The 15,272-nt window shown below is 71.4% G+C and carries 12 protein-coding genes; 8 read left to right on the forward strand and 4 right to left on the reverse strand.

Features of this window, described 5'->3' with window-relative positions; all coding sequences use genetic code 11:
* Window positions 1–33 precede the first annotated feature (33 nt).
* Both OV427_RS05025 and OV427_RS05030 read right to left on the reverse strand, forming a co-directional pair.
* A complete protein-coding gene (locus OV427_RS05025; protein ID WP_324289928.1) occupies window positions 34–426 on the reverse strand; it encodes a PaaI family thioesterase in 393 nt (130 codons plus the stop codon).
* Window positions 392–2,530, reverse strand: a complete 2,139-nt coding sequence (locus OV427_RS05030) for a sulfatase-like hydrolase/transferase (protein WP_267854972.1) — start codon at window positions 2,528–2,530, stop codon at window positions 392–394. Before OV427_RS05030 ends, OV427_RS05025 begins: the two co-directional genes overlap by 35 nt.
* 124 nt (window positions 2,531–2,654) lie before the next feature.
* Between OV427_RS05030 and OV427_RS05035 the strand changes: the two genes are divergently transcribed.
* From OV427_RS05035 to OV427_RS05065, 7 genes are all read left to right on the forward strand, one after another.
* Entirely contained in the window at window positions 2,655–3,950 is a 1,296-nt protein-coding gene (locus tag OV427_RS05035; protein WP_267854973.1) for an adenylate/guanylate cyclase domain-containing protein, read from the forward strand.
* Between the two features lie 181 nt (window positions 3,951–4,131).
* Window positions 4,132–4,650 (forward strand): NADH-quinone oxidoreductase subunit C, encoded by a 519-nt coding sequence (locus OV427_RS05040; protein ID WP_267863362.1) that lies wholly within the window; start codon window positions 4,132–4,134, stop codon window positions 4,648–4,650.
* Between the two features lie 15 nt (window positions 4,651–4,665).
* Complete coding sequence (nuoD, locus tag OV427_RS05045) at window positions 4,666–5,922, forward strand: NADH dehydrogenase (quinone) subunit D (protein WP_267854974.1); 1,257 nt, start codon at window positions 4,666–4,668, stop codon at window positions 5,920–5,922.
* Window positions 5,919–7,799 (forward strand): 2Fe-2S iron-sulfur cluster-binding protein, encoded by a 1,881-nt coding sequence (locus tag OV427_RS05050; protein ID WP_267854975.1) that lies wholly within the window; start codon window positions 5,919–5,921, stop codon window positions 7,797–7,799. The genes nuoD and OV427_RS05050 overlap by 4 nt, the downstream gene beginning before the upstream one ends.
* 2 nt (window positions 7,800–7,801) lie before the next feature.
* On the forward strand, window positions 7,802–9,253 hold the full coding sequence (locus OV427_RS05055; protein WP_267854976.1) for a complex I subunit 1/NuoH family protein: 1,452 nt from the start codon (window positions 7,802–7,804) through the stop codon (window positions 9,251–9,253).
* 45 nt (window positions 9,254–9,298) lie between these two features.
* On the forward strand, window positions 9,299–10,075 hold the full coding sequence (locus tag OV427_RS05060; RefSeq protein ID WP_267854977.1) for a NuoI/complex I 23 kDa subunit family protein: 777 nt from the start codon (window positions 9,299–9,301) through the stop codon (window positions 10,073–10,075).
* Window positions 10,076–10,316: 241 nt separating this feature from the next.
* A complete protein-coding gene (locus OV427_RS05065) occupies window positions 10,317–10,685 on the forward strand; it encodes a (2Fe-2S) ferredoxin domain-containing protein (protein WP_267854978.1) in 369 nt (122 codons plus the stop codon).
* A gap of 1 nt (window position 10,686) precedes the next feature.
* Here the strand turns inward: OV427_RS05065 and OV427_RS05070 are convergent, their stop codons facing one another.
* On the reverse strand, window positions 10,687–13,224 hold the full coding sequence (locus tag OV427_RS05070) for an adenylate/guanylate cyclase domain-containing protein (RefSeq protein WP_267854979.1): 2,538 nt from the start codon (window positions 13,222–13,224) through the stop codon (window positions 10,687–10,689).
* A gap of 164 nt (window positions 13,225–13,388) precedes the next feature.
* Between OV427_RS05070 and OV427_RS05075 the strand changes: the two genes are divergently transcribed.
* The gene (locus OV427_RS05075; RefSeq protein WP_267854980.1) at window positions 13,389–14,252 is read left to right on the forward strand and encodes a hypothetical protein; all 864 of its coding nucleotides are present in this window, start codon (window positions 13,389–13,391) and stop codon (window positions 14,250–14,252) included.
* A 16-nt stretch (window positions 14,253–14,268) separates the two neighbouring features.
* Here OV427_RS05075 and OV427_RS05080 read toward each other — a convergent pair whose 3' ends face one another.
* On the reverse strand, window positions 14,269–15,177 hold the full coding sequence (locus tag OV427_RS05080; RefSeq protein ID WP_420718349.1) for a hypothetical protein: 909 nt from the start codon (window positions 15,175–15,177) through the stop codon (window positions 14,269–14,271).
* Window positions 15,178–15,272: the final 95 nt, after the last annotated feature.

Here is a 15,272-nt window from a genome sequence, read left to right on the forward strand (position 1 = left end):
GAGCGGAGGCGCCGGGGCCCTGGCTTTTTCCGGCTACCAGCGGTGATACGCGGGGTGGCCCGGCTTCACGGCGACGAAGGTGCCGCGGCAGAGGGCCGTCACCTTCCCGCCGGCGGTGAGCGTGCCCTCAATCACGGCGCGGTCGCCCTGGATTTCCACCGGCTTCGCCTCCAGGTGCACCGGCCCGGACATGGGCGTGGGGCGCTTGAGGGTGATGCTGTAGTCGGCGGTGACGGTGCATGGGGGAGACTCCGCGCCCTGCGTCTTCATCAGGTGGTACGCGGCCGTCCAGTTGCAGTGACAGTCCAGCAGCGCGCCGATGATGCCGCCGTTGAGGACACCGGGAAACGCCTGGTGGTGCTCCAGCGGCGTCCAGTCCGCGACGACGAGGTCACCCTCCACGCGGCTGCGGATTCGCAGGCCCATCGGGTTGGCCGGCCCGCAGCCGAAGCAGCTGTTGTGGGGTGCGTAGCGTTCCTGGAGGCTGGGAGTTTCTGGGGTCGTCGACATGGCCCGCCACCTTACGCCAGCCGCCCTCCGGCGTAAGTCCCTGCACGGAGTCCAGCCACGTCTCCAGCGCGTACGCGTCCGGGCCTGCACAGTCGCCCTCGCACGTGCGCAGGACGCTTCCGTCCGCGCGGGGACTGTCCCTCCACCAGCGCCGCCCGTCGAAGGCGGCCGTGTCCTTCTCGCGGAGGATGGCCGCGTGGGCCTCCTCGCCCATCTCCACCACGCCGTCAGGGCGGATGCGGTACGCGTCGAAGGCGCGCGGCGCGCCGGGCCAGTGCCCCGCGTCGAAGACCTCGGGCAGCACGTGGGTGAAGCCCGTCTCCGCGTACAGCGGCAGGGGCTCGCGCGTCCCGCCGCGCAACAGCGGCGCCAGCGTGGCGCCGTCCGCCAGGGGCAGCGCGGGCAGGCCGGACACATCCAGCAGCGTGGGCCCCACGTCCACCAGGCGCACCAGCGCGTCCACCTCGGCGGGCCCGCTGCCCCGCCCCTTCGGAGGCTTCACCGCCAGCAGCACCCGGTACTCCTCGTCGGACAGCCGCGCGCCGTGCACCGGCGTGGCGCCCGCCAGGTCCGGCCGGTCCGCGTGGAAGCTCTCGCCGTGGTCCGACAGCAGGACGATGGTCGCGTCGTCGTAGCGCCCGGTGCGCCGGAGCGCCTCCAGCACCTCGCCCACCTGCGCGTCGGCCTGTGCGAGCAATTCGTCGTAGAGCGCCTCCGCGCCCTCGCGGCTCCACCCGCCCTTCGCGCCCGGCGTCACCGGAGCGAAGTGCATGCGCAGCCGGCGCTCCAGCGGCTCCGTGGGCGGCACGAAGCGCCGGTAGAACGGATGCACCGGGTCCCCGGGAAAGTGCGCCGCGGTGGCGTGGAAGGCGAACAGCGTGGGGCCCTGTCGGGACTCGTCCACCAGCCGGGACGCCAGCCGCTCCGCGTAGCCCATCGGGTCATGGATGCCGGCCAGCGCGCGGTTGTCGATGAACTCGGGCACCCACGCGGCGCCGAGCGCGTGGTCCGCGAAGACGCCCAGCGCCCGGTAGCGCAGCTTCTCCAGCAGGAAGTTCACCGCGCCGCGCGGCGGCTGCAGGCGGGTGGCGAAGCCGGACGCCGGCCCCTCGAAGTGGAAGCGCGAGCAGTCCGTGGCGAACACCGTGCGCCAGCCCGCCTGGGCGAAGGACTGGGAGAACGTCGGCTGCAGGCGCAGCCTCGAGTCCGCCGTCAGCGCGTAGCGCACGCCCGTCGTGTGCGGCCACCTCGCGGTGAGCAGCGAGCGCCACGCCGGCTCCGTCTGGGCCACGGACGTGTACGCGCGGGTGAAGAGCGTCGCGTCCTCCAGGAAGCGCTCCACGTGCGGTGCCACCTCACCCGTGCCGCCCTGCGACTTGAGCCGGTCCGGCCGGAAGGCGTCGATGCCGATGACCACCACCAGCGGGTGCCGCGCCTCCGACCCACGCCACCGCCACCCGCCCCCCAGCAGGAGCGCAAGGGCGCCCGCCACCGCTGCCCCCAGCGCCAGCGTCCGCCGGGGCACTCCGGAGCGCGTCACGTACAGCACGGCATGCAGCAGCAGCCACGCCCCCGCCGCCGCGCGCGGGTGCCAGGGCTGCCCGTGCTCCACCAGCCACGCCAGCAGCGGCCGCACCGCGGGCAAATCGTCGAAGAGGGCGGGACGAGAGATGGCATGTCCCCACGCCAGCAGCCCGAGCAGCACCAGCCCCTCCCCCAGTTCCCCCGGCATGCTCCGCCTGGGCCCCCACGCCCGCGCCAGCACGGCGGCCGCCAGCGCGAGCACCGCCCCCGCCACCGCGTACACCGCCGCGACGCGCAGCAGCAGGCCCGGCACCACGGGGCGCACCGCCGCCGCCAGCGCCGCGTACGGGCCGTCCACCGGGATGTCCACGCCCACCAGCCCGGAGCCCAGCAGCAGCCACGACTCCCCGCCGAACAGCACCAGGCCCAGGGCCGCGCCGGACAGCAGGCGCCACAGCAGGGGACGGAGGGTGCCGGACAGGGAGGGGGCGGACATGGGCCCGCGTCTACACCCGATGACCAGATTGCAACAACCACGCTACGGTTGAAGCACCCCGAGTCGCGAAACGTGCGTGGCCCGGGGGAGCGAAGCAAGATGAGGGGACTTGAGTGACCTACCCATGAGGCCGGGCACGGAGGGGGAGACCGTGCAGTCCCGCCAGCTCGAGGGCGGCCAGGACTCGGTGAGCCGGGCGCTGGACGCCGAGCGCCTGCGCAACGCCCGGCAGATGGCGGCCATCCGCTTCGTGGCCGTCACCCTCCTCTTCGCCGTGTCGGCGTACCTGGGGCGCTTCCGGGGGCTGGCCGACTGGGAGGTGTACCTCCAGACCTTCGCCCTCTACTGGCTGCTCACCGCGGGGGTGGCCGTGGCCGTGGTCGCCACCCCCCACGCGGCCCGGTGGGCGGGCCTGACGCTGGCCTTCGTGGACGTACCGGCGGTGTACTGGCTCCAGCACCTGGCCATCCCCGTGTCGCCCTCTCCCGGAGGGGTGGCGGGCTTCACGCTGGGCATCTACGCCGTGCTCGTGGTGCTGGCCGCCCTGTCCCTGCACCGCTCGGTGACGCTGGTGGTGACGGCCATCGCCGCCGTCGCCGAGGTGCGGCTCCAGCAGGAGGCCGGCATCGGCGTGGGCGCCCAGGTGGCGGCGCTGGTGGTACTGGGAGTGGCCGCCGCCGGGGCCAGCCGACTGCTCAACCGCATCCGCGCCCTGTCCGCCGCCGTCTCCGAGGAGGCGCTCAAGCGCGCCCGCCTCGGCCGCTACTTCTCCCCCTGGGTGGCCGAGCACCTCCAGCACCAGGCCTCGCTCACCCCGGAACTGCGCGAGGTGACGGTCCTCTTCGCGGACATCCGCGACTTCACCGCCCTGAGCGAGCGTCTGCCCCCCGAGCAGGTGGTGGACATCCTCAACGAGTACTACGGCCGCATGGTGGAGGTGGTGTTCCGCAATGGCGGAACGCTCGACAAGTTCATCGGGGACGCGCTGATGGTGTACTTCGGCGCCCCGCTGGACGACCCGAACCATGCCGCCAATGCCGTCCGGTGCGCCCTGGAGATGGTGGCCGAGCTGGAGGCCGTCAACGCCGAGCGCGCCGCCCGGGGCGCCCCCGGCCTGCGCATGGGGGTGGGCGTCCACTCCGGCCCGGCCATCCTCGGCAACATCGGCTCCATCACCCGCCGCCTGGAGTACACCGCCATCGGCGACACGGTGAACCTGGCCAGCCGGATTGAAGGGCTGACCAAGAAGGCCGGCGTCCCGGTCCTCGTCTCCCAGGCCACCCGGGAGCGCGCGGGCACGGGCTTCCAGTGGGAGCCCGTCACCCACGCCCAGGTGCCCGGCAAGAGCCAGCCGGTGGCCACCTTCGTCCCCATCCGGGCCCCGACCCTGCTGGCCGACACGGTGGGTGCGGCCCCGTGATCCATTCCCTCGCGCGGGGTGCGGATGGCCCCCTGGTCCCCGCTCGCCCAACACGGGCTTCTGGGGCTCCTAAGTGGCCTACATGGTTGAGGGTTTACGTTGACGCCCCCCTCCGGGGGTCCTTATAACGCCGCGAATTCTTCTCCCTTCAGTCATTGGGTTCCCCTTGAGCACTTTCGCGTTGGACAGGGTCTCCGCCCAGCTCCCAGAGGCGGTGGCGGATCGCTACGTGGACCGGGCTGGCGGCGCCTGGGCCGTGATCCATGCCGACTCTCTTCCGAAGGTCGCCGCCTTCCTGAAGAACGACCCGGAGCTGGAGTTCAAGCTCTTCGGCTCCATCGACGCGGTGGACCGCCTGCACCTGGCGGAGAACGACCCGCGCTTCGAGGTCGTCTACTTCCTCTACTCGCTCAAGCGGAACGAGCACGTGCGCCTCAAGGTGCGCGTGAGCGAAGCCCAGCCGTCGGTCCCCTCCCTGACGTCGCTCTTCCGGGGCGCCAACTGGTGGGAGCGCCTGACGTACGACTTCTACGGCATCCGCTTCGACGGGCACCCGGACCTGCGCCGCATCCTCCTCTATGAGGAGTTCCAGGGTCACCCCCTGCGCAAGGACTACGCGCTGCGAGACCGGCAGCCGCTCATCCCCGAGCGCCCCATCAAGGACATCTTCCGCGGCCCCGGCACCAGCGGGCTCTCCTGATCTGCTGAGGACACCATGGCTGACCACGCCAAGCCCCACGCCCCCGAAACGCCCAATCCGGACACCGACGCGTACGCCCACGAGTCGGAGCTGGAGGCCCACCTCCAGACCAAGCGCATGGTCATCAACATGGGCCCCTCGCACCCCGCCACGCACGGCACCGTGCGGCTGAAGGTGGAGCTCGAGGGTGAGACCATCGTCAAGATCGACCCGGAGATCGGCTTCCTCCACCGCGGCTTCCAGAAGAGCTGCGAGAACGTCACGTGGACGCAGTGCCTGCCCTACACGGACCGGCTCAACTACCTGTCCGCGATGATGAACAACTTCGGGTTCCTCAACGCCGTGGAGAAGCTCATCGGCCTGGAGATTCCCGAGCGCGCCCAGTACATCCGAGTCATCGGCTCCGAAATCCACCGGCTGACGGACCACCTGACGTGCGTGGGCGCCACCGGCCTGGAGCTGGGCGGCTTCGCGCCGTTCCTCTTCGCCATGGAGTTCCGCGAGCTGCTCCATGACCGCACCGCCGAGCTGACGGGCGCCCGCCTCACCACCAGCTTCGGCCGCGTGGGCGGCATCAACCGCGACCTGCCCGAGGGCTGGGTCCAGAAGGTCCACAAGTCGCTGGACCGCGGCATGGAGCTCATCGACGAGATGGACGGGCTGCTCACGCGCAACCGCATCTTCGTGGACCGCACCAAGGGCACCGGCGTCATCAGCGCCGAGGACGCCATCGACTTCGGCTACACCGGCCCGGCCCTGCGTGCGTGCGGCGTGAACTACGACATCCGCAAGGCGAAGCCGTACTGGGTCTACGACCGCTTCGACTTCAAGGTGCCGGTCGGCGAGCACGGCGACAACTACGACCGCTACCTCGTCCGCCTCGAGGAGATGCGGCAGTCCATCCACATCCTGCGCCAGGCGATGGACACCATCCCCGCCGGCCCCATCATCGTGGATGACTGGCGCATCGCCCTGCCGCCCAAGCCGGAGGTGTACGGCACCATCGAGGGCGTGATGTCGCACTTCAAGCTGGTGATGGAGGGCATCCAGGTGCCCGCCGGCGAGGTCTACGACTCCACCGAGGCGTCCAACGGTGAGCTGGGCTGGTACATCGTGAGCGACGGCAGCGGCCGCCCGTACAAGGTGCACGTGCGCGCCCCGGGCTTCCCGGTGCTGGCCGCGGTGCCGCACATCATCGAAGGCAAGATGCTGGCGGACCTCATCCCCACTTTCGACACCATCAACATGATCGGCGGCGAGGTCGAGCAGTGAGCGACAACGACACGAAGAAGCCCACCGGTGACGCGCAGACGCCTCCCAAGGGCGCGCCCACCGACACCCCCGCGGCGAAGATTGGCCCCGAGCCGTCCAACCCGCCGGCCGGAGCGAAGCTGGACACGCCCCCCGCGGCGGCCAGCGGCCCCACCGGCACGCCCAAGCCGCCGCCTCCCGCGGGCCCGCCGCCCAAGCCGGCGCCGAAGAATCCGGGCTTCGTCACCTTCACCGTCGACGGCCGCGAAGTCGTGGTGAAGCCGGGGACGAACATGATCGAGGCGGCCAAGCTGGTCGGCTCGGAGATTCCCTACTACTGCTACCACCCGCGGCTCTCCATCGCCGCCAACTGCCGCATCTGCCTCATCGAGGCGTCCAACGCGCCCAAGCTGGTGCCCGCGTGCCAGACGCCGATCGCCGAGGGCGTGGTCATCAAGACCACGACGCCCAAGGTGAAGGAGCAGCAGCGCTCGGTGATGGAGTTCCTGCTGCTCAACCACCCGGTCGACTGCTCCATCTGCGACCAGGCCGGTGAGTGCAAGCTGCAGGACTACTACATGAAGTACGACTACCGCCCCTCGCGCCTGGAGGGCGGCAAGACGCTGAAGAACAAGCGCAAGGTGCTGGGGCCCCGCGTGGTCCTGGACCAGGAGCGCTGCATCATGTGCACCCGCTGCGTGCGCGTGATGAACGAGGTGGCCCAGGAGCCGCAGCTGGGCGTGTTCGGCCGCGGCAGCCACGAGCGCATCGACGTGTTCCCCGGCAGCGAGCTGGACAGCAACTACTCCCTGAACACCGTGGACGTGTGCCCGGTGGGCGCGCTGCTCAGCCGCGACTTCCGCTTCAAGGCGCGCGCCTGGTTCCTGTCCGCCACCCCGTCGGTGTGCACCGGCTGCTCGCGCGGCTGCAGCACCTACGCGGACTGGATGTCGCAGGACACCTACCGCTACCGCCCGCGTGAGAACGAGGCCGTCAACAAGTCCTGGATGTGCGACCAGGGCCGGCTCTCGTACAAGTACCTCAATCTGGAGCGCGCGCTGAGGCCGCAGGTGGGCCGCCGCGCAGGCAGCGCCAGCGAGGCCGAGCCGGTGGTGACGCGCAAGGAGGCGGTGCAGGCCGCGGCCAAGGCGCTCAAGCCGCTGGTGGGCACCGCGCAGCTGGCGGTGCTGGCGTCTCCGGTGGCCTCCAACGAGGACCTGCTCGCGGGCCTCACCTTCGCCAAGGCCACGCTGGGCGTATCCTCGGTGTACGTGGGCGGGCGTCCCCAGGGCGCCGCGGACCACTACCTGATGACGGCGGACAAGAACCCCAACCGCAAGGGCCTGGAGCTGATTGCCCAGGGGCTGGGGCTGAAGCTCGAGTCCTTCGACGCCCTGTCCACCGCGATGGGCGCGGGCAAGGTGAAGGCGCTGTACGCCATCGGCACCGAGGTGCCGGGTGACGCGGCGGCCTTCGCGCAGGCGGCGGGCCGGCTGGACGTCTTCGTGGCGCAGTCCTTCAACGAGTCCCCCGTCACGGCGCAGGCCACGGTGCTGCTGCCGGCCTCCGTCCACGTGGAGGACGAGGGCTCCTTCGTCAACCTGGACGGCGTCATCCAGCGCTTCCGGAAGGCCTACCCGCCCAAGGGCGACGTGGTCCCCCACTGGCGTTGGGCCGCGGAGCTGACGCGCGAGCTGGGCGGCGAGGCCGCCTGGGCGTCCGCGCGCGACGTGTGGCGCGAGCTGGCCGGCAAGGTGGCCGCGTTCGCCGAGTTCAACTGGGACAAGGCCTCTCCGCCGGACCGGGAGAAGCCGGGCATCAATCCGCTGCCTGCGGGCGCCGACGGGCGTCCTCCGGGGTACCGTGAGTTCGGTACGCCCCGGGTGAGGGGTATCTAGCCATGAGCCGCGTACTGACCATCCTCACCGCCTGCGTCACCATCGTCGTCACCATCTTCGGGGTGGCGGCGGCGGCGTACGCCGTGGGCGGACTGGTGGAGGAGCACGGGTTCGCCGGTGCCAGCCGGTTGACCAACATCCTCTTCCTCATCCTCGTCTTCGTGATGATCATCGCCACGCTCCTGACGATGGCGGAGCGCAAGTGGAGCGCGTACATCCAGGACCGCGTGGGCCCCAACCGCGCGCGCATCAACCTGCCCGGCCTGAAGAACCGCGCGCTGGGCGGCCTGCCGCACATCCTCACCGACGTCCTCAAGATGCTGACGAAGGAGGACCTCATCCCGGGGACGGCCAACCGCTTCCTGTTCAACCTGGGCCCCATCCTCGCCTTCGCCCCCGTGTTCGCGCTGTTCGCCGTGGTGCCCGCCGGCCCGTCCGTGGAGGTCTTCGGACACCGGGTGGACATGGTGGTGGCCACGCCGGACTTCGGCATGCTGTACGTGCTCGCCATCGCCTCGCTGGCCGTCTACGGCACCGCGCTGGCGGGCTGGGCCTCCAACAACAAGTTCGCGCTGCTGGGCGGCGTGCGCGCCACGTCACAGATGATTTCGTACGAGGTGGCGCTGGGCCTGTCGCTGGTGGGCCTGTTCCTCGCCTTCTCCTCCGTGCAGCTGCCCGCCATCGTCGGTGAGCTGGGCTCGGCCGTCGCCAGTGGCACCGGCCAGGCGGCATACCTGTGGCGCACCGACGGGGCCTTCGACCTGGGCCTGCCGGCGTGGGGCATCCTCCTCCAGCCGCTGGGCTTCCTCGGCTTCTTCGCCGCGTCCTTCGCGGAGACCAAGCGCGCCCCGTTCGACCTGCCCGAGGGCGAGTCCGAAATCATCGGCTACTTCGTCGAGTACTCCGGCATGAAGTTCGGCCTCTTCATGATCTCCGAGTTCGTGGAAGTCGTGGTGCTGGCCGGCGTGACGACGGCGCTCTTCCTCGGCGGCCACCACCTGCCCTTCGGCGGCGAGTGGCTGGCGAGCCAGCCGCTGATGCAGGAGCAGGGCTGGCTGTACGGGGCCATCCTCGGCACGGTGTTCTGGCTGAAGGTCGTCTTCCTCATCTGGGTGCAGCTGCTCATCCGCTGGACGTTCCCCCGCTTCCGCTATGACCAGATCCAGTCGCTGGGCTGGAAGATCCTCCTGCCCATGGGCCTGGTGAATGTGTTCGTCAGCGGCGCGCTGGTGCTGTGGGATCCGTCCCTGCGGGCGCTGGCGATTGTGGGCATCCTCGAGATTGCCTTCATCGTGGTGCTGACGATGACGACCAAGGAACCGGCGGAGGGCGGGGCGCACGGCGGCGCCCATGGCGCCCACGGCCATGACGACCACGGGCACGGACTGCCCGCCGGCGCGCACGCGGCCCACGGCCTTCCGGCCCACGGCGCGGCCCCGGCCTCCACGCATTAGCTTCCCACCGGCGCTCCAGGCACACCGGGAATCGAGAACACCATCATGGCCTACAATGTGAGCAAGGACCCCCGCACGGACATCCGCGAGCGGGCGTACGTGCCCGAGCTGCTGCGCGGGCTGGCCATCACCACGAAGCACTTCTTCCGCAACCTCTTCGGCACGCGCGACACCAACGTGCGCGTGGAAGACCGCACAGGCACCAGCCTGATGACGACGGTGCAGTACCCCGAGGAGAAGCAGATCTACCCCGAGGGCTACCGCGGGCTGCACCGGCTGGTTCCGCGCGAGGACGGCAAGCCGCGCTGCGTGGCCTGCTACATGTGCGCCACCATCTGCCCGGCGCAGTGCATCTACATCGAGGCGGGTGAGTACGAGGAGACGTCCGCCGAGGGCGAGTCTCGCGTCATCGAGAAGTTCCCCACCCAGTTCGTCATCGACGAGCTGCGCTGCATCGTGTGCGGCCTGTGCGTGGACGCGTGCCCCAAGGACGCCATCCGCATGGACACGTACACGCACACCCCTCCGGAGTACACGCGGCAGAACTTCGTGTACGACATCCCCAAGCTGCTCAAGGGGCCGGCGGTGTCCCACCCGTCGGACCCGTGGAACAAGCGCGAGGGCTCCGAGGAGCCGCACCACGCCCACAAGGAAGCCCACACCCGCATTGGCGAGGGGCTGGTGGAGCTGAAGCTGCCGCAGCACGGCGGGGGCCACGGGGGCCACGGCAAGGCGGCGCCGGTCGCCCAGACGGGTGGGCACGGCGGCCAGACGGTCGTTACTCAGCAGGGACCCATCCAGGTGACGAAGTTCCTCAAGTAGATCCGTCTTCCTCACGGGCCCGTAAGGCCTCGTGACTGCCGGCCCGCCCCCCGCTCTCGCAGCGGTAGGCGGGCCGGTGCCTTTTCGGGGTGCAGGTGGTGACGATGAAGCTCTTCAATGGCCCTGGCGCCACACACCAGGACAGCCGTCTTCCTGGCCCGTGCGGAGTACAGGCGGCCGTCGTGTGCCCGAGCCCGTCTGCTTTCAGACACGGCGCGGACTCCGTAGGGTGGGCGCACCCATGAAGCGTTACCGCCTCTCGGTGTGCAAGGGCGCCACCTGCAAGTCCAACGGCGCGGACGCCGTGTACGCCGCGGCGAGGGACACACTGTCCGCCCAGAAGCTGGTGCCGCGCTGCGAGCTGTACCGCGGCGGCTGCTACGGCTTCTGCCACATGGGGCCCAACGTCGTCGTGCGCGAGGACACCGGCCGCAAGCGAGACCCGCTGTCCCCGGAGGACTACCAGCTCATGGGCTGGCCGGGAGAGGTGTACTACTCCCACATGACGCCGGAGAAGATGGGGCGCGTGGTGGAGGAGCACATCGCGAAGGACGCGCCGGTGAAGGAGCTGTTCGGCCAGCCGGACTCCGACTGCGACGACGACGGCTGACTCACGCGGCGGCGGCGGTGGGCCCCGAGTCCTCCAGGCCGTGCACGCCGTCCCAGTCCGCGGGCGGAGGCGTGACGAGGTAGCGGGCGCAGCGGCCCACGTACACGGCGGCGACGGTGTCGTGGAAGTCCATGCTGGCGCGCTCGAAGAGGGCGTGGGCCTCGGCGAAGCGGCGCTGGTGGTATGCGGTGAGGGCCTGCTCGTGCAGGGCGAGCTGCTCCTGCATGCGCGGGGTGATTTCGCCGCGGCGCCCCAGCAATTCGTGCACGCGCACCGGCTGCGAGCGGCCCTTGAAGCGCACGTGGTCCACCATGCGGAAGACGTAGCTGTCACTGGCGAGCTGGGCCGCGGCGTCCCCCACCAGCACCCAGGTGCCGTACACCTTGTTGACGGACTCCAGCCGCGCGGCGAGCCCCACCGCGTCCCCGAGCACGGTGTAGTTGGACTTGAGCTGGCTGCCCATGTCGCCCACCACCACCTCGCCGGTGTCGATGCCGGCGCGGAAGCTGAGGCGGCGGCCGAACTTCTTCTCCCAGGCGTCCTGCTTGTCGGCGAGCACCGCGCGCAGCTTCAGCGCGGCCTCGCAGGCCAGGTGCGCGTGCCTGTCGGTGCGCACGGGCGCGCCCCAGAAGGCCATCACGGAGTCGCCGATGTACTTGTCCACCTGCCCCGCCGTGGAGCGCACCACCGCGGCCATCTCCGTGAGGTACTCGTTGAAGAGGCCCACGAGCTGCTCGGGGGACAGGCCCTCCGACAGGCGGGTGAAGCCCTCGATGTCGCAGACGTACACGGACATCTTGCGGCGCTCGGGGCGCATCAGATTCAGGTCACGCGCCACCAGCCGGGCCACGTCCGGGCTGACGTAGCGGCCGAGCGCGTTGTGGACGAAGTCGCGCACCTCGCGCTCGGTGCTGAAGGCGTAGAGGAGCGTGACGACGAAGGCGCCCACCATGGCCATCAGCGGGCCGGCCATGGCAATCCACAGCCGCTGCTCGATGAAGACGTAGGAGGACACCGCCGCGTAGCCCGCGCCGGCCGCGACGAGCATGCCGACGTAGAGCACCGCGCCGCGCACCGAGCGCAACAGGAAGCTGAGCGACAGCGCGAGGAAGGCCCCCGAGAAGGCGAGGCCCACGGTGAGCATCAGGTCCAGGTCCGGCGGGGCGCGGGTGATGCCCTCCGAGCGGAGGATGTTGGCCAGCGCCTGCCCGAGGATGGCGCCGCCGGGCGTCTCCGGGCCGATGGGTGTGGAGCGCAGGTGGCCGCCCTCCCCCGCCGTGCGGGTGAGGACGACGGTGCGGCCCTCCAAATCATTGTCGAAGCGCGCGGGGCGCTCGCCCGCCACGTCGAAGACGTTGAGCAACACGTTCCACGCGCGGATGGAGCGGGCGAGCGAGCCGCGAGAGCCCCGGCCCGCGGTGGGCGCGTCCCAGCGCAGCAGGCTGAAGCCCGACGCGTCCATGGGCACCGAGTACGCCTCCCCCACGTGCAGCCGGCCGTCCGCGTAGCGCAGCGTACGCGTGTTGGCCAGGCGCATGGCCGCGGCCAGCGGCAGCGAGGGCAGCACGTGCCGCTGCCCCCGGACGGTGTAGGCCACCAACTGGGGCACGGCGCGCACCACGCCATCCGGGTCCGCGGGGAGGGTGACGGAGCCGTAGCCGCTGCCACCGCCCAGGAGCGGGGCCACGGGGTGCTGGAGGTGGCGCACCTCCACCAGCTTCGACGCGTCCAGCCCCTCCACCTGCACCTCCGCCAGCGACACGAAGAGGTCCGTGGGGCCCACGCGGTAGGTGTCGTCCGCGGCGCGGCGCTCCTCGATTGCGGCGGAGCCCACGCCCAGCCGCGTGCCCAGGCCGTGCCCGTCCGCCTCGTCGGTGGCGCCGCCCCACACCTCCACCTGGTTGCCGGCGGGGATGAGGAACGCGGGGCGCTGCACGGCGAGCACGGCCTGCGCTCGGGTGCGGGCCTCGCCCGGGGTGGCGTAGGTGCCCAGCTTCACGCGGTACGGCCACAGGCGGCTGGCGGGCGGCAGCACGCGGGGCCCCTGGGACTCCCACGAGAAGGACAGCAGCGCGCGGCCGGGCTCTCGGTCCAGCAGCGCGCGGAAGGCGCCGTCGTCGCCGGAGGGCGTCTGGGGGGACAGCTTCGGGTCCACGCAGGCGCTGGGGCTCAGCTCCGGGAAGGGCAGGTCCACCAGCACCAGCAGGGCGCCCTCCTCCACCAGCCGGTGCACCATGCCGCCCACCAACTGGCGCGGCCACGGCTGCGTGGCGACGCCCGGCCGGTCGTCCTGCCGGGCCTCGGCGAGCGTCTCGTCGTCGATGGCGACGACGACCGCCTCGTCCGGCCGCTCGGAGCGCTCGCCCAGCTCGCGCACGCGCCAGTCGTAGGAGACGCGCTCCCACCCGTCCAGCCACGCCTGGGCAGTGTCGAAGACGGCGGAGGGAGCCCAGCCGGAGGCTTCGTCCTTCGGCTCCGCCAGCCCGGGCGCGCGCAGGTAGACGAGCAGGCCCAGCACGCAGCCGAAGCTGACGGCCATCAGGAGCGAAACGCCGAGCCTCTTGAGGAAGCGCCGGCCTGCGGAGTGGACGCGGTGACCTTGCACGGGAGCCCGGAGGATACCCCGAGTCCGGCCCCGGCGCGGGCGTCGTCGTGCGCGCCTGCTATGCTCGGCCAACTCGCGGTACCTCTGGAAACCACCGAATGAAACGCCTCCTGCTATCCGTCGCCCTCGCCGCCTCCTCCCTCGCTCCCCTGGCTTGCGACCTGGAGAAGACGGGGAACCAGCTCGCCGCCGACCACGTCATGGTCGGCACCCTGCTCTCCACCCCGCAGGTGGACGTGTCCGCTTCCGCGCTGGCCGGCTACGACGCCGGCACGTTCGGCCCGGACGGCGGTGACGTCATCTCGCTGCCGGCACAGACGGCGGCCGCCGTGTTCCTGGGCACCCGCTCCGGGGAGAACCAGCAGCCGTCGGGTGTGCCGGGCGCGTCCGTCACCGTGCTGCCGGTGGACGGGCAGGCCACGACGCTGACGGAGGACGGGGCGGGCAGCTACAGCCGCACCAGCGTGGGCGAGGAGGGCTTCCAGTACCAGTCCGGCGCGACGTATCAGTTCATCGCCGCGCAGGGCGGCACGCGCTACGTGGGCCAGGTGGACAACGCGCCGGTGAAGGAGACCATCGCCGCCCTGCACCCGCCCGAGGGCTTCCTGCGCATCGACGCGAGCTCGGCGCTGGCGTTCGACCGCGTGGCGGTGGCCGAGGGCCAGGACCGCACGCTGGGCTTCGTCACCGTGGTGCCGCTGAGCGCGAGCGGCGCGCAGGGCCAGCCGACGTACACCAACGTGCCCAAGACGCCCCTGCAGTTCCTCCAGCTCGTGGGCCTGCCCGGCCCGTACCGCGAGGCCCGCGTCACGATTCCGGGCACCGCGTTCCCCTCCAGCAACCAGACGTACCTCGTCATCTTCCAGGCCGTGCGCCTGGGCGGCGCGGAGTCCGACAACCTCTTCCTCGGCAGCGCGCTCCTGGCGGGCACCGCCGAGGTCGGCGTGGTGCGCACGCGCTGAAGGCCTCGCGCCGGAGTCAGCCCGCCTCGAGCTCCAGGTCGATTCGCCCTTCGAGCTTGAGGCGCAGCAGATGCCCCGCGAAGCGCTCCGCCTCCTCGCGGCTGAGGACGTTGCGGAAGGTTGCCCCTTCCGCGACCTCCACCTCCAGCACCGCGCCACGCTGCAGGAGGCGGAAGAAGTCCTCGCCTCCCCCCGGACGCGGGACGAACAGGGGCAGGAAGCCCTTCAGCGGCAACACCTCCCCCGCCCCGCGCACCCGCGCCTCCAGCCCCGCCGCGTCCGGGCGGACGTCGGCCGGGGCCACGCCCTCGTCGGGGTAGAGCGGCGCGGGCGACAGCGCCACGTCCTCCGTGGAGTCGTCCAGGAGGAAGCCATGGCGTGACGGAATCCGCCCGCTGAAGAGGAAGCACAGCAGCACCGGCGCGTCCCCGGACACGCGCTCCACGTGGAGGATGGAGCGCTCCGCTCCCACGCGGCGCAGCAGCAGCGTCAGGCGCGGGCGGCTCGCGGAGAGGTGGCGCTGGATGCGGTCCTTCAGCGTGGTGCGCAGCTCCGTGAAGGCCGCGTCGTAGCGGGCCTCGCCCTCCGCCTCGCGCTGGGACAGGGCCTCGCGGGCCGTGGCCAGCTTCGCCTCGGCGTCCCGCACGAAGTCGCCCGCGGACGGCGGGGACGGCACCAGCCCGGGCCCCTCCGGAGTCGGCGGCGGCACCAGCCCCGCGGCGCGCACCGCGCCCAGGAGGAAGGAGCCCTGCTGATCCAACCGCTCGCGCTCCTCGCGCAGGCGCGCGCGGAAGGCGGCGTGGTCCAGCTTCAGCTCCAGCCACGCCTCGTAGCCGGACTCGAGCGTCTCCAGGGCGCGCAGCCGTGCCAGCGCGGCGTCCGGGCCCGCGCCGGCCGCGGACGCCACTCCGGGCTGCCGTGACATCTTCTCACTCACGCGTCCGACTCTAACCGCCCCGCAACGAGAAGGCCCCCATCCGGTGCCGACATCGGCACGAATGGAGGCCCTCGCATGGACAC

Source organism: Pyxidicoccus sp. MSG2, from assembly GCF_026626705.1.
Lineage (GTDB): Bacteria > Myxococcota > Myxococcia > Myxococcales > Myxococcaceae > Myxococcus.